This is a genomic window from Pigmentiphaga daeguensis, from assembly GCF_039523035.1.
GTDB classification, from domain to species: domain Bacteria; phylum Pseudomonadota; class Gammaproteobacteria; order Burkholderiales; family Burkholderiaceae_B; genus Pigmentiphaga; species Pigmentiphaga daeguensis.
Window position 1 is genome coordinate 104,796 of the sequence record NZ_BAAAEN010000006.1, and the last position, 22,829, is coordinate 127,624.

A 22,829-nucleotide genomic window follows, 5' to 3' on the forward strand; every position below is an offset into this window, starting at 1 on the left:
AAACGCCGTGCGTTAACCAGTTAACCGACAGCCCCGCGGTCCCCCCGCAGAATGGCGTCATTCAAGGTGGAGACTTGCGATGACTATCCTGCGTACCGCACTGGCCGCGCTGCTGGCCCTGGCCGCGACGCCCCCGGCCGCGGCGGCCGATTTCCCGGCCCACCCCATCAATCTGATCGTTCCTTTCGCCGCGGGCGGCACCACCGACCTGCTGGCCCGCACCGTGGCCGGCGGCATGAGCCGGCAACTGGGCCAGGCGGTGGTCGTCATCAACCGCCCGGGCGCCGGCACGGTGGTGGCCGCGCAATCGGTGGCCAAGGCGCCGGCCGACGGCTATACGCTGCTGGTTGCCAGTAACGCCACCCTGGCGATCAATCCCCTGCTGATGAAGGACGTGGGCTACTCGCCCACCGACTCCTTCGACCACGTCTCGCTGCTGGGCACCGTGCCCAACGTGGTGGTCGCCCGCCCCGATGCCCCGTGGACCACCCTGGTCCAGGCGCTGGACCAGGCGCGCGAGCGCCCCAAGGGCCTGGCCTATGGCTCCATGGGCGCCGGCACCTCGAACCACATCGGCATGGAGCTGGTAGGCCTGCAACGGTCGGCCACCCTGCTGCACGTGCCCTACAAGGGCAGCGCGCCGGCGCTGGTGGACCTGATGGGCGGCAACGTCGACGTGGTGGTGGACACGCTGGCCGCCACGCTGCCGCAGGTGCGCACCGGCAAGCTCAAGGCCCTTGCCATCCTGAGCGCCAAACGATCGCCGCTAACGCCCGAGATCGGCACCGCGCAGGAACAGGGTGCGGGCGAGGTCGACCTGTATTCGTGGTTCGGCATCGTCGCGCCCGCCGGCACGCCGGCTCCGGTAGTCGAGCGCCTGAACGCCGCCGTGCGCGCAGCGCTGGCCGACCCCGGCGTCGCGGCGACCCTGAAGCAGGCCGCCATCGAGCCCGCGGGCTCGACGCCGGCCCGGTTCGCCGAGTTCGCCGCGCGCCAGCGCGAGCTGTATGCCCGTATCATCGAACGCACCCGGATCACGCTCAACTGACGCCCGCCATGCACCCCTACGTCTCGTTCATCAATCCCGACCGCCTGCCCGCCCCGAACGGCTTCACCCACGTCGCCATCGCCCCGGTGGACCGGCTGATCGTCGTCTCGGGCCAGGTGGCCTACGCGCCCGACGGCAGCATCGTCGGCAAGGGCGACCTGGCCGCCCAGACCCGGCAGGTGTTCGAGAACCTGGCGACGGCGCTCGAGGCCGCCGGTTCGGCGCTGGCCTATGCGGTCAAGCTCAACTACTTCGTGCGCGACCTGACCGAGGAAGCGGTGGCGACCATACGGCGCGTGCGCGCACCGTACCTGGACGCGGACCGGCCGCCGGCCAGCACGCTGGTGGGCGTGGCCGCGCTGGCCAAACCCGACCTGCTGCTGGAGGTCGAGTGCCTGGCGCTGCTGCCGCCTCAGTACCCGTCCGAATAAAGCCGGGCCAGCCTGGCCACGTCGGGCACGCGCAGCCCGCCGCGCCTGCGCAGCACCAGGCCCGCGCGCTCCAGGGCTGCCAGCCGCAGGCTGGCCCAGGTGCGGCTGATGCCTGCCATCTTGGCCAGGTCCGCGCGCGTCACGCCCGCTATCTCGGCGCCATGCCCGTCGTAGCCGGGATCGGCCAGCGCCAGATCATGCAGGATGCGCGCCAGTTTCGCCGTGGCCGAATCCAGTACCCTGGGGCCGGCTCGCGCGATGCTGTGGGTCGCCAGCATGGCGGCCACGCGCGCCACGTTGATGGCGAAAACAGGCACGGCTTCCATCAGCGCAAGCAGGTCTGCCCGCTCCATGGCCAGCAACGACGCCGGCTCCAGCGCCTCGCACGAGATCGCGCGGGGCTGGTCCAGCAGCGTGCTCAGCAGCCCCAGGGTCTGCCCGGACGTCCAGACGGCGGTCGTGAACTCCTCGCCCGACGGCGCCAAATGATAGGTGCGCAACCGGCCCGCCCGTATCACCCACAGGCGCGGGCTGGGATCCCCCTGCGCGAACAGGCCCTGGCCGCGCGCCAGTTCGCGTGCCGTCATGCGGTCGAGCACGGCCCGCGCCTGCGTATCGGACAGGCGCTCGAACAACAGCGAGAAGGCGGTATGGGGCAATGCCATGGCGCATTCTTCTTGCCGCCCGCGGAAAAATCAACCGCACCCGGTTCCCCGGGGATTCATTACACTGGCCGCGTAGCAGCACCCTGTCCTGTCGACCCATCGCGGAAACCACGATGCTTCAAACGTACGCGGAACGCTTGCTTGCCAATACCCTGGAAGACCTGGTCCGGCGCGGCACGCTGGATGTCACCCTGCCCGACGGCCGCCGCCTGGCCTTCGGCGACGGCACCTTGCCGCGCGCCGCCATCCGCTTCACCGACACCCGCGCCGTGCTGGCGCTGCTGATGGACCCCGACCTGCGCTTGGGCGAGCTGTTCATGGACCAGCGGCTGGTGGTCGACGAAGGCAGCATCTACGACGTGCTGGAACTGCTGCTGCGCGATGCCGACGCGGTGCGGCCCGGCGTCATGGTGCGCGTGCTGGACGCGATGCGCATGTCGATACGGCGCTTCCTGCAGAACAACCGCCCGGGCCGCGCGCGCGCCAACGTCGCCCACCACTACGACCTGGACGACCGCCTGTACTCGCTGTTCCTGGACGAGCAGCGGCAGTATTCCTGCGCCTATTTCGAGCACCCCGGGCAAGACCTGGAATCGGCCCAGCGGGCCAAGCAGCGCCACATCGCGGCCAAGCTGCTGGTCGAGCCCGGCCACCGCGTGCTCGACATCGGCTGCGGCTGGGGCGGCCTGACGCGCTACCTGGTCGAGGTCGCCGGCGCCGGGCACGCCACCGGCATCACGCTGTCCGAGGAACAACTGAAGGGCGCGCGCGAACTGGCCGCCCGCACCGCCCATCCCCAGGCCTACGACTACCGCCTGGAGGACTACCGCGCGACGCCCGGCCGCTTCGACCGTGTCGTGTCGGTGGGCATGTTCGAGCACGTGGGCGTGGGCTATCACGACGCCTTCTTCCGCAAATGCCACGAACTGCTGACGGACGACGGCGTGATGCTGTTGCATTTCATCGGCAACTCCGACGTCCCGGACTTCAACAATCCGTGGATAGAGAAGTACATCTTTCCCGGCGGCCACATCCCGTCGCTGTCGGAATTCACGCCCGCCATCGAACGCTCGGGCCTGGTCGTCACCGACATCGAGGTGCTGCGCCTGCACTACGCCAGCACGCTGCGCATCTGGCGCGAGCGCTTCCTGGCGCGCCGGGCCGAGGCCGTGGCGCTGTACGACGAACGCTTCGCCCGCATGTGGGAGTACTACCTGTCGATGTCGGAGACGGCGTTCCGCTACCAGGACATCGCCATCTTCCAGGTGCAACTGGCCAGGCGCCAGGAAAGCGTGCCGCTGACGCGGGACTACGTGGGCGAGCGGGAAGCCCGGCTGCGGGAAGCCGAGGCGCGCGCGGTCCTGCCGGGCCTCACGCCTTCAGGAACATGAAGACGCTCATCGACACGCCCACCAGCACCACGACGGCCCGCATCACGACGGCGGGCACGCGGCGCGCCAGCCGTGCGCCCGCGAATCCGCCCATCGTCGCGCCCACGGCCATCACGCCCGCCTCGCGCCATTCCACGAGCCCGCCGGCCACGTAGACCACGACGGCCACCACGGTCAGCACGCCGGACAGCAGGTTCTTGAGCCCATTGAGGGCGCTGAAATCGCCGCGCTTGGACATCCCGAGCAAAGCCAGCAGCATGATGCCCACGCCGCCGTTGAAGTAGCCGCCATAGAGGCTGACGGCAAAGAGGCCCGCCGCGGCCGCCCTGGGAGACAACATCCGCCCGCGCGCCGCCCTCAGCATGATGGGCGCGCACAGGAACAGGGCGGTGGCGAACAGCAGCAGCCAGGGCGCCACGTTCCGGAAGACGGCACCCGAGGTCCACAGCAACAGCAGCGCCCCCGCGCTCCCGCCCGCCAGCGCGATGCCCGACAGGCCCGCGAGCGAGCCGGATTCCGACCGCGCGATGTCGCGCCGCAGCGCCCAGGCGCCGGTCACATAGCCGGGCAGCAGCGCCAGCGTGCCGGTGGCGTTGGCAACCGCCGCGGGCATGCCCACGGAGACCAGGGCCGGGAGCGTGAGGAAGCTTCCCCCGCCCGCCGCGGCGTTGAGCATGCCCGCGCCGAAGGCGGCCGCCAACAGCAGCAGTTCCGACATGTATCCCCCCGGATCACCTGAGGCGCAGGCTGCGCAGCGGCGCGACGGCGCGCATGTCCACGCGCGGGTCGCGGCCGCTCGCCACGTCGGCGATGATGCGTCCGGTCAGCGCGGCCAGCGTCACGCCCAGATGGCCATGGCCGTAGGCCAGCAGGACGTGGGGCGCGGCCGGGGCCGTCCCCAGGATGGGACGGCTGTCGGGCACGGAAGGGCGCGGCCCCACCCATTTCGATACCGGTTCGGCATCCACTCCCTGGACGAAGCGTTCGAGTCCGTCGAACACCGGCGCCGCGCGCACGTGATCGGCCGGAGCATCGGCGTGCGTGAATTCCGCGACGCTCGCCATCCGGATGCCCGCCGCCATGGGCGTCAGCGCGACCTTGCGTTCCACCATCAGCACCGGCATGCGCAGCGGACTGCTGCCCGGCGCCAGCATGACGTGATAGCCGCGCTCGGCCACCAGCGGAATGTCCACGCCCAGCCCCCGCGCCAGCCGGTGGGACCAGGCGCCGGCGGCCAGCACCACGCGGTCGGCGCGCAGGCGCCCGTCCCGGGTCAGCACGCCACCGGCATCGATGCCGGTGGCCTGGGCGCGCACGATGCGCCCGCCCAGCGCCTCGACCCGGGCGGCCAGGCGCCGGGCCAGCATCAGTGTATCGGTGACGTATCCCATTCCCGGTATCGACATCGCGCCGCCGATGCGATCGGTCAGCGCGGGCTCCATGGCCCGCGCCTCGTCCACGTCGAGCGGCGTGCACGCGACCCCCAGGCTGCGCCGCAGCTCGTAGGCCCCCTGTGCCGCGCGCAGCGCCGCCTGCGACCCGAACACGTGCAGGGCGCCGGACCGGCGCACCAGGTCGTTGCCGCCGATGTCGTCCAGCACGGGCTGCCAGGCCTCCCAGGCCTGCGCCAGCATCGCGGCCGTGGCATGGGTCCCGACGCGCGCGCGCTCGGCGGTGCCCTGGGCGATGAAGCGTGCGAACCACGGGAGATGCCGGGCGGCATAGCCGGGCCGCACGATCAGCGGGCCCCGGGGATCGCGCAGCATCCGGACCGTCTGCCCCAGTATGCCGGGCGTGGCCTGCGGGAAGATGGAAGCGATGGCGATGTGGGCGGCGTTGCCGAAGCTCGCGCCCTCGCCCACGCCGCCGCGATCGATGACCGTCACGTCGTATCCGTCGCGCTGCAGGGCATGGGCGCAAGCCAGGCCCACCAGCCCCGCGCCCAGCACCACGATCGAACCGCGTACCGATGCGCTCATGCGCCGCCTCCGGGCGCCGGTTCGTTGCGTAAGCCGCCCAGGCTGTCCGCGCGCAGCGCGCGCCACAGCACGCCCGCGGCCAGCACCGTGGCGCCGCGCAGATGGCCCTGGTCCACCAGCGCCCTCGTATCGGCGGGCGTCAGCAGCAGGCGCAGCGCGCTGTCGGGTTCGTCGAAGCCGGCGATCAGGCGCAGCGCGGGAATGCCCCAGGCGGCGAAGTTCGCGTGGTCGCTATTGGACATGAGCGGCAGATGGACGCCCAGGTCGCCTCCGGCCAGCGACGCCCCCGACCGGGCGAACCCGCCCAGCCGTTCGAAGCCCGACGTCAGCGCGGTCAGGCGCGGCGATCCCGCCAGCGAGTCGAGATTGACGTTGAGCGCCATCGCCGCGCGCCGCGCTTGCGGCAGCGCCGCCAGCCACTCGCGCGAGCCGTTCAGCGCCCATTCCTCGGCGCTGAACAGGCACACGGTCAGGCCCCGGCGCATGACGTGCATCCGCGGCGCGAACGCCCGGGCCAGCGCCATGGCCGCCGCCACGCCGGTCGCATTGTCCAGGGCGCTCTCGGCCAGGGGATGGCCGTCGATGTGGGCGGACAGCACCACGCGCTCGTCCGGGTGAGCGGCCTGCCCGGCCGGCAGGTCGAGCACCAGCGTGTCGGTACGCGCCTGCGGCAGGTCTTCGCCGCCGATGCACAGGCGGACGCGCGCCCCGGGCTGCCGCAGCGCCAGCCCGGCCTCGGCCGAGATGCCCATGGCCGGGATGCCCGGCCCGCCCCCGCGTCCCGAGGATCCCGACACCGGGCCTATTCCGGCCTCGGGCTGCACGACCAGTAGCGCGGCGGCGCCCGCCTGCTGCGCCGCGGCCAGCTTGACCCGGCGATGGACCGTCCGGGTGGAAAAGGGGTATTCGTGCTGCACCATCACCGCGTGCCCGCGCACCGCGTCGCCCGCGGCGGTGATCATGTCGGGCGTTCCGCGTCCCAGGTCCAGCACGGGCAGTTCGATGCCCTCTTCCGGCGTAAACGCCGTCCCCAGCAGCGGCACGGCCTCCAGTTGCCGGCCATCGGGCAGGCGCGTCAGCACCGCATGGTCGCACCGCCACCCGGCGTAAGGCGTGGACTCGCGCGCGACCGTTCCGAAAACGCTCAATTGCTGTTCGCACCAATCCTGCGCGGCGCGTTCGCTGGCGGTACCCGCCATGCGTCCGCCATGCCGGCACAGGGCCTGGAAATCGGTCCACAACTCCTCGTCCCGCCGAAGGCGCGCGGCGACCTCGTCGAAGGCCGCCTGTTCGGCTGCCTGCGCGCCGATGTCGTCGCGCGTCATGCCAGGTGCTCGCCAAGGAAGTTCAGCGTACGCTGCTGTGCCAGGGCCGCCGATTCCGCGTGGTAGAGGTCGCGCTGATCGCAGTTGAAGCCATGCCCCGTGGCATAGAAATGCACGGCCACCTCGGGCGCGGCCCGGCCCGGCTCCATCATTTTTTCCTTGGACACCAGGTGATCGCGCTCGCCCCAATGCAGCATCATGGGGATGCGCGGCGTCGGCTCGATCACCGTTGGAATGGCGTTGCCGTAGTACGAGACCGCGCACGCGAATCCCGTGCCGCGCCCCGCCGTCACCCATGCCGCGGTGCCGCCCCAGCAGAAGCCGACGATGCCCACCTTGCCCGCCTGGGCCGCGAACGCGCCGGCGGCCTCGATGTCCTTGACCGCATCGTTCCAGTCGATCAGCTTCATCAGGGCCTGCCCCTTGCGGACGTCGTCGTCGCCGTAGCCCAGGTCCAGCCCGGGCTCCACCCGGTCGAAGACACTGGGCGCGATCGCGAGATAACCCCATCCGGCATAGCGGTCGGCCACGCTGCGTATGTGGCTGTTCACGCCGAAGATCTCGGGCAGGATGACGACGCCGGCGCGGGGCGTGCCCGCCGGCCGGGCCACGTAGCCGTCGAATTCGAAACCGTCCGCCGCGGTCAGGCGCATCCGTTCACCACTCATCTTGTATCCTCCTTGTTCTCACGAACACCTGTTGGTGCCGTCCATCAATCCACTTTGATACCGGCCCGCGTGGCCACGTCGCGCCAAGCGGCGAATTCCTTGCTCATCAGGCCGGCGAAGGCCGCCGCGTCGCGCGTCGACGGCGAGATGCCCAGCGCCGCGAAGCGTTCCACGATGGCGGGATCGCGCATGGCCGCCGTCACCGCCTTCGCGATACGGGCCGAGATGTCGGCGGGCAGCCCCGCCGGCGCGATCAGGCCCCACCAGTTCAGGACGTGCACGCCCTGCACCCCGAGGCGGTCGAAGGTGGGAATCTCGGGAAAATCCTTCAACGGCTCGGGCGAGGCGACGGCCAGCGGCCGCAGGCGGCCGCTCTTGACCAGCGGCATGCCGGAAGCGGTGCTGGTGAAGATGGCATCGACCTGCCCGGCGATCGTCTCGTTCATGGCGGGTCCCGATCCACGATACGGCACGCTCACCAGCGTGGTCTTGGTGCGCAGCTGCAGCAGTTCGGCCGCCAGGTGGCCCAGCGAGCCGGGGCCGGCGTTGGCGATGTTCACGGGGCGATCGTGCGCCTGCTTGAGGAACAACGGCAGGTCGGCCGCGCCCGAGGCCGGCACGAACAGCACCAGCGGCGCGGAGCCCACCTGGGCGATGGTGGAGAAATCCTTGGCCACGTCGTAGCCGGGCGACGTCTGGCGCACCGCGGCGTTGAGCACCAGCGCCACGTCGGCCAGCATGATCGTGTAGCCGTCCGGGGCGGATCGCGCCAGCTGCGTGGCGGCGATTGCCGTGTTGGCGCCGGCGCGGTTGATGACGACGACCGATACGCCCAGCTGCTTCTGGAGTTGCGGGGCCAGCGCCCGGACGACGATGTCCGAGGCGCCGCCGGGCGCGTAGGGCACGACGAACTCGATGGGCCTGGAGGGATAGGAATCGGCCAGGGCGGGGGCGGCAGCCACGGCGCCAGCCGCGCCCGCGATGCAAAGACGGAGAATGGAAAGGACGCGCATGTCACGGACGCCTGGAAGAATGAGAGGCGCCACATTAAGTTCCGCTCCAGGGAGGGTCAAACGAAAACTTCGGGACCCTCATTCCGCCATGGAATACCCCAAATCCAGATGCTTCTGTATGCGCATCTGCGTCGCTTCGGCTTCGGGCAGCATCCAGTCCAGGAACCGGTCCCGGGCGGCGCCATGCCCGGCGCCGGTGGGCAGCACGGCGTGATAGGCGTATCGCGTCCGCACGCATTCGCCCAGAGGCCGCACCAGGCGGCCGCTTTCGAGCTGGTCCAGTACCAGGAACAGCGGGCATATCGCCACGCCCAGCCCGGCCACCACCGCCGGGATCAGCACCGAGAACCCTTCGAACAGCAGGCCGGTGCCGGCGCGAGGCGTCCAGGCGGGCGCCGCCGCCGCGCTCCATTCCCTCCAGTCATAGCCCCGCTGCGCGCGGTGCAGCGCGGGCAGTGCCTGGACCTGCCGCAGCGTGGCGCGCGTGTCCCCCAGCAGATCGGGGCTGGCCACCAGCGCCATTTCGCGCCCCAGCAGGCGGATCGCCCGGGCATCGGGCCATCGTCCGGCGCCGACCCGGACCTCGACGTCGAAGCGCTCGGTCACCGGCGAGAAATCCGGCAGGCGCGGGCGGACCGCCAGGCGCGTGCCGGGCGCACGCTCGCGGAATCCCGGCAGGCGGGGAATGAGCCAGTACGACGCGAAGGCCGGGGACGCGGATATCTCCACCGCGGTGGCGGGCGCCTTTTCCCCGGCTACCTCCTGCGCGATCGCCCTGCCCTCCTGCAGCATGGCCAGCGCATCGCCGGCGTGCGCAAGATAGGCGTGGCCGGCGGGCGTCAGCGCCAGCAGCTTTCCCGAACGCACGAACAGCCGGCAGCCCAGTTGCTCTTCCAGCGCCTGAACCTGCTTGCTGACGGCGCTCTGGGTCAGGCACAGCGTATCGGCCGCGCGGGTGAAGCTGTTGCAGCGGGCGACTTCGATGAACGCGCGCAGGACCGGTATGGAAGGAATGTTCATGGTGTAGGACGCGAGCCGGAAAGCCGCCCCGGGGCCGTCGAACGCAGCCGCGGCGCCGCATAACATTTGCTTATCGATCGCGCCGAGAATTCGATTATGCCCCCGGACGCGAGACGACTCAGAATGGCTCCAGTCTAATCCAGAGCCATCCGGGAGCCTCCGATGCCCGACATCATCGGCGAGTACGTCGACCGCCTCGTCACGGTCGAGATGCGCAACCGCGCAATGAACCACAACATCATCGGCCCGATCTACGACCGGGCGCGCGCCGAAGGCGGCGGACGGCCGATCAGCGCGCGCGCCGCGCAGGCGCTGTTCGACCGCGTGCGGCCCGGCGACCGCGTCCTGATCGTGACCGGCGCCGGCTACGCGCCCGAGGCGCCCAACGGCGAGAGCGACGGCCCGCCCGGCGCGGCGGCCCTCGCCCATGCACTGTTCTGGGGCTTGCAGGCGGTGCCGGTGTTCGTGACCGAACCCTGCCACGCCCCACCGGTCGTGGCCAGCAGCCAGGCCGCGGGCATCATGGTGCGCGACTACGCGCTGTGCCGCGACCGCCGGATGGGCGCGGCGCTGTCCACCTCGCCCGAACGGCAGGACGAAGTACCGGACTGGGCCGCGGCGCTGCTGGACGACTGCCAGCCCCGGGCCATCGTGTCGATCGAACGCCTGGGGCCCAACGAGCACGGGCTGATCCACTATTCCACGGGCGTGCGGCCGCAGGAGTGCGTCGACCTCTCGCCGCTCTTCATGCAGGCCGCGCGGCGCGGGATCCTGTCCATCGGCATCGGCGACAACGGCAACGAGATCGGCTTTGGCCGGATCTTCGACTTCATGAAGTCCTTCCACCCCTACGGCCGGCGTTGCCAGTACGAAGGGGGAGTGGGCGTGCCCACCACGGTCGCCACCGACATCTTCCTGCCGGCCTCGATCTCCAACTGGGGCGCCTACGGCCTCTGCGCCATGCTGGCCTTCCTGTGCCGCCGGCTCGACGTCCTGCATACGCCGGCCATCGAACGCGACGTCCTGCGCGCCTGCCTGGACGCGGGTGGCTGGGAGATGCGCTATTGCACCTCGCGCTTCATCGTCGACGGCACCGAGGGCGAGAGCTCGATGGCGATCATCCAGCTTCTGCGCGACATGGTGCGCGTCAACATCGCGCCGCCCGACCGCGGGCTGTCCCACGGCACGCTCGACCGCTAGATTTCCCTACTTCGGAGAACCGACATGTCCGCTTCGTTCAGGCGCATCGCCGCCTGCCTTTCCCTCGCGCTGGGCGCGCTCGGCCCCGCCCACGCCCAGTCGCCCGCGGCCTCCTCCGGCCGGCCGCTGCGCATCGTCGTTCCCTACGCCTCGGGCGGCCTGGCCGACATCACGGCGCGGCTGTTGTCCGAGCACCTGGCCGCGCGGCTGCACCAGCCCGTGGTGGTGGAAAACAAGCCGGGCGCCAACGGCGCCATCGGCACCGCCCAGGTCGCCAAGGCCGCGCCCGACGGCAACACGCTGGTGTACGTCGTCAGCTCGCACGTCTTCGGCCGCGCCCTCATCCCCGACCTGCCGTTCGATCCCATCAAGGATTTCGCGCCCGTCACGCTGGCGACGCGCACCGCGATGGTGCTGGTGGCCTCGCCCTCGCTGCCGGTGAACAACGTGCCGGAACTGGTGGCCTACGTGCGCGCCCGGCCGAACCAGCTCGCCTTCGCCTCGGCCGGCAACGGCAGCAACGTCCACGTCTTCGGCCAGTGGTTCGCCGACCTGGCCGGGCTCAAGATGACCCACGTTCCCTACAAGGGCAGCGCGGCGGCGCACATGGACCTCATCGCGGGCCGCACGCAGATCGTGTTCGATACGCTGGGCGCGGTGCAGCCGCACGTGGCCGCGGGCAACCTCAAGATCCTGGCCGCCGGCGCCGAACGGCTCCCGAAGTATCCGGACATCCCCACGGTGGCCGAGGCCGGCTATCCCGGATTCCGCGCGGAGTCCTGGGGCGCCGTGCTGGCGCCCGCCGGCACCCCTGCCGCCCGCATCGACCAGCTCAATCGCGAGATCGTCGCGGCACTGAACCTGCCGGAGGTCCGCAAGCGCCTCGAGGACGCCGGCGCGCAGGTGGTCGGCAGCACGCCCGCCGAACTGGGCCAGACCCTGGTGGCCGAGGAGAAGAAATACGGAGATCTGATCCGCCGCATGGGGATACGGCTCGAATGACCCGGAAACCAGAAGGAGCATGTCCATGAAGGCCGTTTCCCTGTACGCGCCCTATGGCTGGAAGGCGAAGATCGGCCTGATCGTCCCATCCACCAACACCATCAACGAACCCGAGTTCTGGCGCATGGCGCCCGAGGGCGTGGGAGTGTTCACGGCCCGGGCCATGCTGCTGGGCAGCATGACCCAGGAATCCTACGTCGCCATGGCCGAAGCGACCCGGACGGCTGCGGACCAGCTGGCCACGGCCGAGGTCGACATCGTCGCCTACGGCTGCACCTCCGGGTCGTTCATGTGCCCCATGTCCGAGATCGTGGCGGACATACGCCAGCGGGCAGGCGCGCCGGCGCTGGCCGCCTCGGGGGCCGTGGTCGCCGCGCTGCGGGCGCTGGGCGTGCGCAACGTGGCCGTGGCCACGCCCTACGTGGAATTCGTCAACCGGCGCGAGCGGGAATTCCTGGAGGAGTACGGCTTCCGCGTGGCCTCGCTGCACGGCCTGGAACTGGGAGAGACGCAGGAGGAACGCCGCGGCATCGGCCGGGTCCCTCCCGAGGCCCTCTACCGGCTGGCCCGCCTGGCCGACCGCCCCGAGGCGGACGCCGTGTTCATTTCCTGCACCAACCTGGCTTCGCTGGGCGTGGTGGCGGCCCTGGAACGCGACCTGGGCAAGCCCGTCATCACCAGCAACCAGGCCTGCTTCTGGGCATGCCTGCGGCGCCTGGGGCTGAACGATGCGATCGGGGGCCATGGAAGGCTGCTCGAATCGTGCCTCGCGCCTATCGACGATTCGGCCTTCGAAGTATGATCGGCGCGTCCGAGCATCGATAACCGCATCGCCACCTTGGCACGCCCGCTGAACTTCCGCCAGCTCGAAGCATTCCGCGCCGTCATGCTGACCGGCAGCATGACGGCCGCCGGCCACGCGATGTCCATTTCGCAGCCCGCGGTCTCGCGGCTGATCCACGATCTCGAGCACGAGCTCAGGCTGGTGCTGTTCCAGCGCCAGGGCATACAGATCATTGCGACCGAAGCGGCGGTCCGGCTGTACAGCGAGGTGGAACGGCACTTCTCGGGCGCCGACCGGATCCGCGAGGCCGCGCGCGCGATCCGGCTGTCGACGGCCGGCTATCTGCACGTGGGGACGATGCCGAACCTCGCCTCGCATTGCCTGCCCGAGGCCATCGGCCTGCTGCTGCGGCACCACCCCGACGTCGTCGTTTCCGTCCATCCCGACAGCTCGATCAACCTCGTTTCCATGCTGCTCCACGCGCAGCTGGACATCGTGTTCGGCACGCTGCCGCCCGATCCGAGCGGACTGGAACACGACCCCTTTCCCTCGACCCAGGCGGTCTGCGTCATGCCTGCCGCCCATCCTCTCGCGCGCAAGAAACGGGTCACGGTCAACGATCTCGACGGCCAGGACTTCGTCGCGCTGGGCCAGGCGAGCCGCCAGCGCATCCAGCTCAACAATGCGATGCTGGCGGCCGGGGTACGGCCCAACATCCGCGTCGAGACCATGCACTCGTCCTCGGTGATCGGCTATGTGAGCCGCGGGATAGGGATCGCGGTCATCGATCCCATCGCCGTCATCGGCCACCACACGCCCAAGGTCGCCATCCGCCCCTTCACCCCTACGATATCGCTGGACTTCTCGGCCGTTTACCGCCGCAACGTGCCCCGGCCGGATGCCGCCGCCGCGCTTACCCGGGCGCTCGGGCAGGTGGTGCAGGAGAAGCTGGGGCAACTGGGCGCCGGGATCCCTGCGCGCCGCCCGCCGCGTGACGGGCAAGGATTAAAATGACGGCCCCCTCCCTAGATAGTCCCAGTCCAGATCATGTCCGAAGGCTTCACCACCCGCATCCTGCATAGCGACCGCCGCGGCTCGGTCGAGCATGGCGCCCTGCACAAACCCATGCACACCGCCTCCGCCTTCGGCTATGGCGACGCGCAAACCCTGGTCGACGTGTTCCAGGGCCGCAATCCGGGATACTCGTACGGCCGCCAGGGCAACCCCACCACCGCCGCGCTCGAGGCCAAGATCACCGAGATGGAGGACGGCATCGGCACCGTCTCCTTCTCGACCGGCATGGCCGCCATCGCCGCGGTGCTGACCACTCTGCTGCGCGAAGGCGACCACGTGGTCTCCAGCGGCTTCCTGTTCGGCAATACCAACAGCCTGTTCGCGACGATGAAGGGGCTGGGCGTGGAAATCGACTTCGTCGATGCCACCGACGCCGCCAACGTCGAGCGGGCGCTGCGCCCCAACACCCGCCTGGTGTTCGTCGAGACCATCGCCAATCCCCGCACGCAGGTGGCCGCGCTGGCCGAGATCGGCGTGCTGTGCAAGGCCCGCGGCGTGCTGTACGTGGTCGACAACACCATGACCTCGCCCTACCTGTTCCGTCCCAAGGCGGTCCAGGCCGACCTGAGCATCAACTCGCTCACCAAGTACATCTGCGGCCACGGCAACGCGCTGGGCGGCGCGGTCACGGACACCGGGCTGTTCGACTGGACCGCCTATCCCAACATCAGCCCGTCGTACCGCAACACCAAGCCGGCCATGCAGGGCCTGCAGCAGATCAAGAAGAAGGGCCTGCGCGACATGGGCGCCACCCTGGGTTCGGAGGCCGCCCACCGCATCGCGGCCGGCGCCGAGACCCTCAGCCTGCGCATGGAGCGCGCCTGCTCGACCGCCGCCGCGCTGGCCGCGCAACTGGCCGCCCATCCCAAGGTCAAGCGCGTCTATCACCCCAGCCTGCCCGACCACCCGCAGCACGAGCGCGCGCGCGCCCTCTTCAAGCGCGGCGGCGCCTTGCTGGCCTTCGAGCTGCTGGACGGAATCGATCCGGTGCATTTCCAGAACCAGTTGCGCGTGGTCATCTCGGCCACCCACCTGGGCGACAACCGCACGCTGGCCATCCCGGTGGCACAGACCATCTATTGGGAAATGGGCCCCGAGCGGCGGCGGGAGATGGACATCGCCGATTCGCTGATACGCGTTTCGGTCGGCATCGAGGATCCCGAGGACCTGCTGGGCGACTTCGCCCAGGCCTGCGACGCCGTCTAGGGCCTGGTCCCGCTAAAAGGAGGCTCGCCGGGAACGGGCCGCTGGCCCGCGGCGTCTTCGTTCACGCCGCGTATCGCCGCGATCAGCGTCGCGGCCCGGTAGGGCTTGGTCACGTGGGCCTGGAAACCGCTTGCGAGCGCCCGCCTGCGGTCATCCTCGCGCGCCAGGGCGGTCACCGCCACCGCGCGCAAGGCCGCGCCGTCCAGGCCCATGCCCTTGCGCACCGACTCGATCAACTGATAGCCATCCATGCCCGGCATGCCTATGTCGGCCACCAGCGCGGAATAGAAACCGGCCCCGCGCTCGGCCAGTTCCTCGAGCGCGGCGTAGGCCGAGGTCACGCCCGTGACCTCGGCGCCGTACTCGCGCAGCAGGTGGGTCAGGTACTCCAGCATGTCCGGCTGGTCCTCCACGGCCAGGATGAGCTGGCCCGCCAGGCTGTCGGCATGCAGCAGGTCCCCCTTCTCGCCCTGGATGTCGCCGGTCTCGGAAGCGATGAGCGGCGACCGGTACACGGGCAGGCTGACCGTGAAGCAGGCGCCGCGGTTCATGCCCTCGCTCTCGGCCCACACTTCGCCGCCGTGCATTTCCACCAGCTGCTTGACGATGGACAGGCCCAGCCCCAGGCCGCCGTAGCGCCGCGAGGTCGAACCGTCGGCCTGGCGGAAGCGGTCGAACAGGTGGGGCAGGAAATCGGGCTCGATGCCCACGCCGCTGTCGGCCACCGAGATCTCGAACCGCGTATCGGTACGGCGAGCCGCGATGCTGATCCGGCCGTTGGGCGGCGTGAACTTGATCGCGTTGGACAGCAGGTTCCAAAAGATTTGTTGCAATCGCGCGGGGTCCGCCAGGACCAGGCAAACCTCGAAGCTGTGCTGGAATTCCAGCCGTATCCCCTTGCTCTGCATGGACGGCTCGCTGGACTGCACGACCCGCGCAACCTGCTCGAAGCCATCCAGGGGTTCCAGGTCGAGCTTGATCTTGCCCAGGAAGATCGCGCTCATGTCGAGCATGTCGGAAATCAGCGTGGCCTGGGTGCGGGCGCTTTGCAATATGGTCGAGAGGCCCTTGCGCAATTGCTCGTTGTCGGGCGCCCGCTTGAGCAGCAGCTGGCTCCAGCCGATGATGACCGACAGCGGCGTGCGCAGTTCGTGCGACAGCGTGGCCAGGAATTCGTCCTTCATGCGGGTGGCGGCCTCGGCGTCGTGCCGGGCGGCGCGCTCGGCCTCCAGCAACTGCTCGCGCTGTGCTTCCATGACGTAGCGCTCGGTGATGTCGCTGAACAGCACGGCGACGGTCGCCTCGTCGGGTTCCCCCAGGCGGAACGCATAGACGTCGAACCAGCGCTCCAGCGTTTCGGCATGATGTTCGAAGCGCGCCGGCTGGCCGGTCAGCGCGACGTCGCCATAGATCTGGTACCAGTGTTCCTCGTGGTCGGGAGACAGCTCCCGCATGCGCTTGCCCAGCGCATGGCGCAGGCCGGTGTGGGCCTCGAAGGCGGGATTGATCTCAAGGAAGCGATAATCGACCGGCTTGCCGTTGTCGAAGATCATCTGCAGGACGCAGAATCCCTGGTCGATGGATTCGAACAATTGCCGGTAGCGGTCCTCGCTGCGCCGCAAGGCGTCAGCGGCGGCCTGGTCGTCCAGGCGGCGCTGGCCCCGGAACCTGTAGGACGCGATATCCCACGGCTGCATACGCGTCGTTGCTCCCATCCGCTGGTTGGCCATCGATGGCGAAGTGTACCCGTGCGCGCGTGGCCTCCTCGGGGAGCATGTGTTTCAAGGCATGACCCTTGTGAGTCCGGCGCGGCCCGGCGGCCGGGCCGCGCCGGGGATGCTAGCATCCCGCCCATCGGGCCTCGCCCCGCCCTGCGCCATCCGCCGTGAACGCTCCCACCGATACCCATTCCGTCACCCTCGATCCGCAGCAATGGACCTTCGCCGCCGGCGAGGACGAGAGCCTGTTCCAGGCCGCGCGGCGCGCCGGGATACGGCTGCCCACCATCTGCCGCAACGGCACCTGCCGGACCTGTTTTTCGCGCATGGAAAGCGGCAGCGTCCGCTATCTGGTCGAATGGCCGGGCCTGAGCGCGCAGGAAAAGCAGGAAGGCTTCATCCTGCCCTGCGTGGCGGTGGCCACCTCGCCCATCGTCATGGTGAACCCGCACGCCGAGAAGACCGCCGACGCGGCGGGCTGACGCCCACGCCCGTATCCATGAACAGCTCGGCCAGGGTCTGGCGCAGCCAGGCGTGGCCGGGATCGCGGTGGAAGCGCGCGTGCCAGTACTGATTGACCGCATAGCGCTCGATCGGAATGGGGGGCGCGTGCACGCGCAGCCCTTCCTGCCGCGCCACGATCCCGCCCAGGAGGCTCGGCACCGTGGCGACGAAGTCGGTCTGCGCGATGATTGCCGCCAGGCCCAGGTAGCTGGGCAGCCGCAGCACCACCTGCCGCTCCAGCCCGGCACGGCGGATGGCCTGCTCCACGATCAACTGGCTGGTGGTCGAGGGCGAGACGTCGACGTGGCCTTCGCGGGCGAAATCGGCACGCGTGAAGGTGCGGCCGATGCGCGGATGGCGCGGTCCCGCCACGCACACGAAGTCCTGCTCGAACAGCCGCTGGCGGTAGAAGCCGGCATCCAGCTGCGGCATGAAGCCTATGGACAGGTCGGCTTCGCCGCTTTCCATGCGCGCCGGGGTGTCGGGCCCGATACGGAAGATCTCGATGCGCACGGCGGGCGCCACGTCGCGCAGGCGGTTGACGATGCGCGGCAGCAGCACGATGTGGCTGATGTCCGTCATGCACAGGCGGAAGACGCGATCGGAGGCCGCCGGCAGGAAGACGGCAGGCTCGAGCAGCGCCTGCATCGCGGCCAGCGCGGCGGCCACGCGGCCTTCGAGTTCCAGCGCGCGCGCCGTGGGCTCCATGCCCGAGGTGGTGCGCACGAACAGCGGATCGTCGAACAGTTCGCGCAGTTTCGCCAGGAAAAAACTCATCGTCGACTGGCTCATGCCCATGCGCTCGGCAGCGGCCGAGACGCTGCCGGTGCGGCGGATCTCGTCGAACACGCGCAGCAGCTTCGTATCGATATTCTCCAATTTTCTTATTGATCCATATCGATAAATTCGATCCAGCGTATCGATACCGCTCCATGGAGTCAAGCGCACCCGCTTACTAACATGGCGCCAGATTTCACGCGAGGAGACACCATGAGTACCGGAACCCAAGCGACCGCCATCGTGGTGGGCGGCGGCATAGGCGGCCTGGCCGCCGCGCTGGCCCTGGCCAGGGAAGGCGTGTCGGTCGAACTGCTGGAGCAGAGCCCGACCATAGGCGAGATCGGCGCCGGCATCCAGCTCGGCCCCAACGCCTTCGCCGCGCTGGACGCGCTGGGCGTGGGCGAGGCCGCGCGGCGCCGCGCAGTCTTCACCGAGCGCCTGATCATGATGGACGCGGTCGACGCCACCGAGGTCGGCGGCTTCGACGTGGGCGAGGCATTCCGCGCGCGCTTCGGCAATCCCTACGCCGTCATCCACCGCGCCGACATCCATCTGTCGATCCTGGAAGCGGTACAGACCCATCCGCTGATCCGCTTCAAGACCTCCACCCGCGTGCAGGCCCTGGAACTGGGCGACGGCCAGGCCACGGTGGTGGACGACCAGGGCGGCCGCCACACGGCCGACGCGGTGGTGGGCGCCGACGGCGTGAAGTCGGTGATACGCGACACGCTGATCGGCGACGAGGCCCGGGTGACCGGCCACGTGGTCTACCGCGCCGTGGTGGACGAGGCCGACATGCCCGACGACCTCAAGATCAACGCCCCGGTGGTGTGGGCCGGCCCGAACTGCCACCTGGTGCACTATCCGCTGCGCAACGGACACCAGTACAACCTGGTGGTCACCTTCCACAGCCGCGAGCCCGAGGTCTGGGGCGTGCGCGAGGGCAGCAAGGAGGAAGTGCTGTCCTACTTCGAGGGCATCCATCCCCGTCCGCACCAGATGCTGCACCGTCCCACGTCCTGGAAGCGCTGGGCCACCGCCGACCGCGACCCGCAGCCGCGCTGGGGCCTGGGCCGCGCCACGGTGCTGGGCGACGCCGCCCATCCCATGACCCAGTACCTGGCACAGGGCGCCTGCATGGCACTGGAAGATGCCGCCACGCTGGGCGCGGCGGTGCGCCATGCCCGCGGCGACCTGGAAGCGGCGTTCCGGCTGTACGAGAACTCCCGCATCACCCGCACCGCGCGCGTGGTGCTGTCCACCCGCGCCATGGGCACGCTCTACCACGCCAAGGGCGTCGAGCGCCTGGTGCGCAACTCGCTGTGGGTGGGCCGCACCCAGGATCAGTACTACGACGCGATGCAGTGGCTGTACGGCTGGCGCGTGGAGACCTGCCTGAAACCCTTGGTGTAACCGACCGGCCGCCGATACATCAAATAATACTAATTCGCGTTATCATTCCCGGAATTTCAACATTCCGGGAATCGCGGCCTCTCCACAGGCGCGACCTTAGCCTCATGTTGCGCAAATTCGGAGTCCTGCTGCACCGCTGGTTGGGCCTGGGCGTCGCGGCCTTCCTGTTCATCGCCGGGCTGACCGGCGCCTTCATCTCGTGGGACCACGAGCTCGACGCGTGGCTGAACCCGCAGCTGTTCGAGCCCGCCACGCAGGGCGAGCCGCTGCCGGTCGAGACCCTGATCGCCAGGCTGGAAGCCGAGGATCCGCGCCTGATGGTCACCTTCAGCCCGCTGGAGGTCGAGCCCGGCCACGCCCTGCTGGTCTCCGTCACCGGCCGCATCGACCCGGCCACCGGCAAGGCCTTCCCGCTGGACTTCAACCAGGTCGCGCTGGATCCGGTCACCGGCGACGTCCAGGGCCGGCGCGAATGGGGTGCGATCTCGCTCAGCCGCGAGAACCTGCTGCCTTTCCTGTACAAGCTGCACTACACCATGCACCTGCCCGACGTGAAGGGCGTGGAACTGGGTATGTGGTTCATGGGGCTGGTCAGCATCGCCTGGTTCCTGGACTGCTTCGTCGCGCTCTACCTGTCCTTCCCCTCGTGGCGCGCCTGGCGCAAATCGTTCGCGTTCCGCGTCGGCAAGGGCGGCTACGCGCTCAATTTCGACGTGCATCGCTCCGGCGGCGTCTGGCTGTGGGCGCTGCTGCTCCTGCTGGCGGTGACCTCGATCTCGCTCAACCTGGGCAACGAGGTCGTGCGTCCGGTGGTCAACCAGATCTCGCCGCTGACGCCCACGCCGTTCGAGACCCGCCCCCTGCGCCCGCTGGACCAGCCCATCATGCCGACGCTGACCCGGACGCGGATCGTCGAGCTGGGCAGGGCCGAGGCCGGCCGCCTGGGCATCGCCGAACCGGCCGGCGCCGTGTTCTACGGCGCGCTGCAAGGCATCTATGGCGTAGGTTTCTACGAACCCGGCAACGACCACGGCGACGGCGGGCTCGGCAACAGCTGGCTCTACTTCGACGAAAAGAACGGAGCGCTGCTGGGCAAGCACATCCCGGGCACCGGCAGCGCCGGGGACGTGTTCATGCAGGCCCAGTTCCCGCTGCATTCCGGCCGCATTCTGGGCATTCCCGGACGCATCTTCGTGTCGCTGCTGGGACTGTCGGTGGCCATCCTGAGCGTGACGGGCGTCGTGATCTGGGCGAAGAAACGCAAGGGCCGGATGGCCTCGGCCAGGGCGGCGCAGGCCCGCATGCGGCCCGCCGCGGCTACGAACTTGCCTGGCCTGTCTTGACGGCCACAGGGTAGGGTCGCCGGCGGCGAAGCCCGCCACCGATGGCGGGAAAGGCGATGGACAGGACGGCCGCATCCAGGGTGACGTCCACGCCTATCACCAGCGTCGCGTCCAGCACATCCAGCAGCCGCAGCATGCGCGCCCGTTCCTTGGCGAACGAGGCGCGGACCCGCGTCGGCCCCCAGGGCTGGAGCTCGTCCAGCGAGACCGGCACGGAGGTGTGGCCGCTGGCGCCGTTGCCATGGCCGACCCGCAACTGCACGCGATCCAGGTCCAGCCGCGCGCCGACCACGATGCGCCGGTTAATGCCGGGACGGCTGGCGATGCAGGCGATGGCGGAGTCGATCAGCGCGCAGACATGGTCGGCGGAGCCGGCCACCAGCAGCGGATGGTCGGGTACATCGGCCTCCACGTACCGGACGTTGCCGTCCGGCGAGAGGTCGTAGTCCTCCACGGCTGACTGGATCACGCGCCCCAGGTCGCACAGCAGCCCCGCCGCGCGGCGCTCGGACAGCTCGCCGGTAAGTTCGGTCATGGAAGTGCTCGCAGAGACAAGCTTGGGGCGAGTCTACGGAAGAGCGATCCATCCCACTGCAAACAATGTGCAACACACTGGCCGGCGCAGCCACGCCGGCCAAGGTTTTTACCGCTAGTAGGCGCTAGCCTTCGAAAGCAGGTCCAGCGATTCCGCGTCCAGTGCCAGCGTGGCGGCAGCCTGCAGCGAATCGAGCTGGGCGGCCGAGGTGGCGCTGGCGATGGGCGCCGTGACCGCGGGCTGGTGCAGCAGCCAGGCCAGCGCCACGGCCGCCGGGGTCGAGCCATGCCGCTGGGCCACCTGGTCCAGGGCCTCCAGGATGCGCAGGCCGCGCTCGTTCAGGTACGTGCCCACCCGGCTGCCGCGCGCCTTGCCTTCGAGGTCGGCGGCGGTGCGATACTTGCCGCTCAGGAAACCGCTGGCCAGCGCGTAATAGTTGATGACGGCCACCTGATTGCGCAGCGCCACCGGCGCCAGTTCCGTCTCGAACGCCTGGCGCTCGATCAGGTTGTACTCGGGCTGCAGCGTGGCATAGGCGGCAAAACCGTTGGCACGGCTCACGTCCAGGGCCTCCTGGAAGCGGGCGGCGGTGTAGTTGGACGCACCGATCGCGCGGACCTTGCCGGCCTTCACCAGCCGGTCGAAGGCCGCCAGGCTTTCCTCCAGCGGCGTCGCCGCATCGTCGTCATGGGCCTGGTACAGATCGATGTAGTCGGTCCGCAGGCGGCGCAGCGAACCTTCCACCGCCTTTTCTATGTACGCGGCCGACAGCCCGCCCGGATTGTCCAGCGCGGGCTTGCCCACCTTGGTGGCCAGGATCACGCGATCGCGCTTGCCGCTGCGCTTGAACCAGTTGCCGATGATGGTTTCCGATTCGCCGCCCTGGTTGCCGGGTACCCAGCGCGAATAGGCGTCGGCGGTATCGATGAAGTTCATGCCCCGGTCGGCCAGCGCATCCAGGATGCCGAACGACGCGGCCTCGTCCAGGGTCCAGCCGAATACGTTGCCGCCGAAGGCAATGGGGAATACCTGCAGGCCGGTGGTGCCGAGCGGTCGATAGGTCATGGCTGCCTCGTGCGGAAGGGAAACGGAATCGAAAATAGTAGGAGATTCCGGCCTCCCGACCAAATAGCCGCCACGCATGAGCTAGTTCACGCGCCGCCCGCCTGCGTGGTGCGTTCCTTGATCAGTTGATGCCGCCTTTCCATTTCCTGCCGCAGCTCGCGCCGCAGCAGCGCCGCCTCGCAGCGCTGGCGCTCTTCCTCGTCCTGCGGTTCGAGCGGGGGCACCGGTACCGGCACGCCGTCGTCGCCCACCGCGACCATCGTGAAATAGCAGCTGTTGGCGTGGCGCACGGTCTTGCTGCGGATATCTTCCGTCACCACCTTGATGCCGATCTCCATGGACGTGCGCCCGGTGTAGTTGACCGCCGCGTAGAAGGTGACCAGTTCGCCCACGTGGATGGGCTGGCGGAACACGACCTGATCGACCGACAGCGTGACCACGTAGCGCCCGGCGTAGCGGCTGGCGCAGGCATAGGCGACCTGGTCGAGATACTTGAGGATGGTGCCGCCATGGACGTTGCCCGAGAAATTCGCCATGTCGGGCGTCATCAGGATCGTCATGGAAAGCTTGTGCTGGGAATCGTTCATGGCGAACCTTCTGCGCGAATATGAAGCAGCGCCATTGTAGCCAGCGCGGACGCGGCCCGCGCGGCGGCGTTAACATGG

General features: G+C 69.5%; 23 protein-coding genes. 11 read left to right on the top strand and 12 right to left on the bottom strand.

Features of this window, described 5'->3' with window-relative positions:
• Positions 1–79: 79 nt before the first annotated feature.
• Both ABD104_RS10240 and ABD104_RS10245 read left to right on the top strand, forming a co-directional pair.
• Positions 80–1,048 carry a Bug family tripartite tricarboxylate transporter substrate binding protein gene (locus ABD104_RS10240; RefSeq protein ID WP_343927462.1) on the top strand — a complete coding sequence of 323 codons (969 nt, stop codon included), beginning with the start codon at positions 80–82 and terminating at the stop codon, positions 1,046–1,048.
• Between the two features lie 8 nt (positions 1,049–1,056).
• Positions 1,057–1,479, top strand: coding sequence for a RidA family protein (locus ABD104_RS10245; RefSeq protein WP_087838053.1), 423 nt, complete (start codon positions 1,057–1,059; stop codon positions 1,477–1,479).
• Here ABD104_RS10245 and ABD104_RS10250 read toward each other — a convergent pair.
• The gene (locus tag ABD104_RS10250) at positions 1,461–2,144 is read right to left on the bottom strand and encodes a Crp/Fnr family transcriptional regulator (protein WP_087838054.1); all 684 of its coding nucleotides are present in this window, start codon (positions 2,142–2,144) and stop codon (positions 1,461–1,463) included. The two genes, ABD104_RS10245 and ABD104_RS10250, sit on opposite strands and share 19 nt — an antisense overlap.
• Before the next feature lie 113 nt (positions 2,145–2,257).
• Here ABD104_RS10250 and ABD104_RS10255 point away from each other — a divergent pair, with 113 nt between their 5' ends.
• Entirely contained in the window at positions 2,258–3,535 is a 1,278-nt protein-coding gene (locus ABD104_RS10255; protein WP_279817946.1) for an SAM-dependent methyltransferase, read from the top strand.
• On the opposite strand, the gene ABD104_RS10260 is transcribed toward ABD104_RS10255, so the two are convergent.
• From ABD104_RS10260 to ABD104_RS10285, 6 genes are all read right to left on the bottom strand, one after another.
• On the bottom strand, positions 3,516–4,253 hold the full coding sequence (locus tag ABD104_RS10260; RefSeq protein WP_343927463.1) for a sulfite exporter TauE/SafE family protein: 738 nt from the start codon (positions 4,251–4,253) through the stop codon (positions 3,516–3,518). The two genes, ABD104_RS10255 and ABD104_RS10260, sit on opposite strands and share 20 nt — an antisense overlap.
• 13 nt (positions 4,254–4,266) lie before the next feature.
• Positions 4,267–5,514 carry an NAD(P)/FAD-dependent oxidoreductase gene (locus ABD104_RS10265; protein ID WP_343927464.1) on the bottom strand — a complete coding sequence of 416 codons (1,248 nt, stop codon included), beginning with the start codon at positions 5,512–5,514 and terminating at the stop codon, positions 4,267–4,269.
• Positions 5,511–6,839: a M28 family metallopeptidase gene (locus tag ABD104_RS10270; RefSeq protein ID WP_132979526.1), complete on the bottom strand. Its 1,329-nt coding sequence runs from the start codon at positions 6,837–6,839 to the stop codon at positions 5,511–5,513. Before ABD104_RS10270 ends, ABD104_RS10265 begins: the two co-directional genes overlap by 4 nt.
• Entirely contained in the window at positions 6,836–7,507 is a 672-nt protein-coding gene (locus tag ABD104_RS10275; RefSeq protein ID WP_279817943.1) for a dienelactone hydrolase family protein, read from the bottom strand. The genes ABD104_RS10270 and ABD104_RS10275 overlap by 4 nt, the downstream gene beginning before the upstream one ends.
• A 44-nt stretch (positions 7,508–7,551) precedes the next feature.
• Complete coding sequence (locus ABD104_RS10280) at positions 7,552–8,520, bottom strand: Bug family tripartite tricarboxylate transporter substrate binding protein (RefSeq protein WP_279817941.1); 969 nt, start codon at positions 8,518–8,520, stop codon at positions 7,552–7,554.
• A 78-nt stretch (positions 8,521–8,598) separates the two neighbouring features.
• A complete protein-coding gene (locus ABD104_RS10285) occupies positions 8,599–9,540 on the bottom strand; it encodes a LysR substrate-binding domain-containing protein (protein WP_176400684.1) in 942 nt (313 codons plus the stop codon).
• Positions 9,541–9,702: 162 nt separating this feature from the next.
• Between ABD104_RS10285 and ABD104_RS10290 the strand changes: the two genes are divergently transcribed.
• Genes ABD104_RS10290 through ABD104_RS10310 form a run of 5 tightly spaced genes read left to right on the top strand, consistent with a single transcriptional unit; the run spans position 9,703 to position 14,806 of the window.
• On the top strand, positions 9,703–10,740 hold the full coding sequence (locus tag ABD104_RS10290; protein ID WP_343927465.1) for a glutamate cyclase domain-containing protein: 1,038 nt from the start codon (positions 9,703–9,705) through the stop codon (positions 10,738–10,740).
• A 24-nt stretch (positions 10,741–10,764) separates the two neighbouring features.
• Positions 10,765–11,742, top strand: a complete 978-nt coding sequence (locus ABD104_RS10295; RefSeq protein ID WP_087838063.1) for a Bug family tripartite tricarboxylate transporter substrate binding protein — start codon at positions 10,765–10,767, stop codon at positions 11,740–11,742.
• A 25-nt stretch (positions 11,743–11,767) separates the two neighbouring features.
• Complete coding sequence (locus ABD104_RS10300; protein ID WP_243724476.1) at positions 11,768–12,544, top strand: maleate cis-trans isomerase family protein; 777 nt, start codon at positions 11,768–11,770, stop codon at positions 12,542–12,544.
• 36 nt (positions 12,545–12,580) lie between these two features.
• On the top strand, positions 12,581–13,540 hold the full coding sequence (locus ABD104_RS10305; protein ID WP_279817936.1) for a LysR family transcriptional regulator: 960 nt from the start codon (positions 12,581–12,583) through the stop codon (positions 13,538–13,540).
• Positions 13,541–13,573: 33 nt separating this feature from the next.
• Entirely contained in the window at positions 13,574–14,806 is a 1,233-nt protein-coding gene (locus ABD104_RS10310; protein WP_087838066.1) for a cystathionine gamma-synthase family protein, read from the top strand.
• On the opposite strand, the gene ABD104_RS10315 is transcribed toward ABD104_RS10310, so the two are convergent.
• Positions 14,803–16,503, bottom strand: a complete 1,701-nt coding sequence (locus ABD104_RS10315; protein WP_087838067.1) for a hybrid sensor histidine kinase/response regulator — start codon at positions 16,501–16,503, stop codon at positions 14,803–14,805. The genes ABD104_RS10310 and ABD104_RS10315 overlap by 4 nt on opposite strands.
• A 188-nt stretch (positions 16,504–16,691) precedes the next feature.
• On the opposite strand from ABD104_RS10315, the gene ABD104_RS10320 reads away from it, so the two are divergent.
• Positions 16,692–17,006, top strand: a complete 315-nt coding sequence (locus tag ABD104_RS10320; protein WP_087838068.1) for a 2Fe-2S iron-sulfur cluster-binding protein — start codon at positions 16,692–16,694, stop codon at positions 17,004–17,006.
• On the opposite strand, the gene ABD104_RS10325 is transcribed toward ABD104_RS10320, so the two are convergent.
• The gene (locus tag ABD104_RS10325; RefSeq protein WP_087838069.1) at positions 16,960–17,907 is read right to left on the bottom strand and encodes a LysR family transcriptional regulator; all 948 of its coding nucleotides are present in this window, start codon (positions 17,905–17,907) and stop codon (positions 16,960–16,962) included. The two genes, ABD104_RS10320 and ABD104_RS10325, sit on opposite strands and share 47 nt — an antisense overlap.
• Positions 17,908–18,018: 111 nt before the next feature.
• On the opposite strand from ABD104_RS10325, the gene ABD104_RS10330 reads away from it, so the two are divergent.
• Entirely contained in the window at positions 18,019–19,221 is a 1,203-nt protein-coding gene (locus ABD104_RS10330; protein WP_343927466.1) for a 3-hydroxybenzoate 6-monooxygenase, read from the top strand.
• A gap of 107 nt (positions 19,222–19,328) precedes the next feature.
• Positions 19,329–20,564 carry a PepSY-associated TM helix domain-containing protein gene (locus ABD104_RS10335; protein WP_130357884.1) on the top strand — a complete coding sequence of 412 codons (1,236 nt, stop codon included), beginning with the start codon at positions 19,329–19,331 and terminating at the stop codon, positions 20,562–20,564.
• Here ABD104_RS10335 and ABD104_RS10340 read toward each other — a convergent pair.
• The 3 genes from ABD104_RS10340 to ABD104_RS10350 all read right to left on the bottom strand — a co-directional run bounded on the left by ABD104_RS10340 (position 20,539) and on the right by ABD104_RS10350 (position 22,751).
• Positions 20,539–21,099 (bottom strand): hypothetical protein, encoded by a 561-nt coding sequence (locus ABD104_RS10340; RefSeq protein ID WP_343927467.1) that lies wholly within the window; start codon positions 21,097–21,099, stop codon positions 20,539–20,541. The two genes, ABD104_RS10335 and ABD104_RS10340, sit on opposite strands and share 26 nt — an antisense overlap.
• 114 nt (positions 21,100–21,213) lie before the next feature.
• Positions 21,214–22,164, bottom strand: a complete 951-nt coding sequence (locus tag ABD104_RS10345; protein ID WP_343927468.1) for an aldo/keto reductase — start codon at positions 22,162–22,164, stop codon at positions 21,214–21,216.
• An 86-nt stretch (positions 22,165–22,250) separates the two neighbouring features.
• On the bottom strand, positions 22,251–22,751 hold the full coding sequence (locus ABD104_RS10350) for an acyl-CoA thioesterase (protein WP_087838073.1): 501 nt from the start codon (positions 22,749–22,751) through the stop codon (positions 22,251–22,253).
• Between the last annotated feature and the right edge of the window lie 78 nt (positions 22,752–22,829).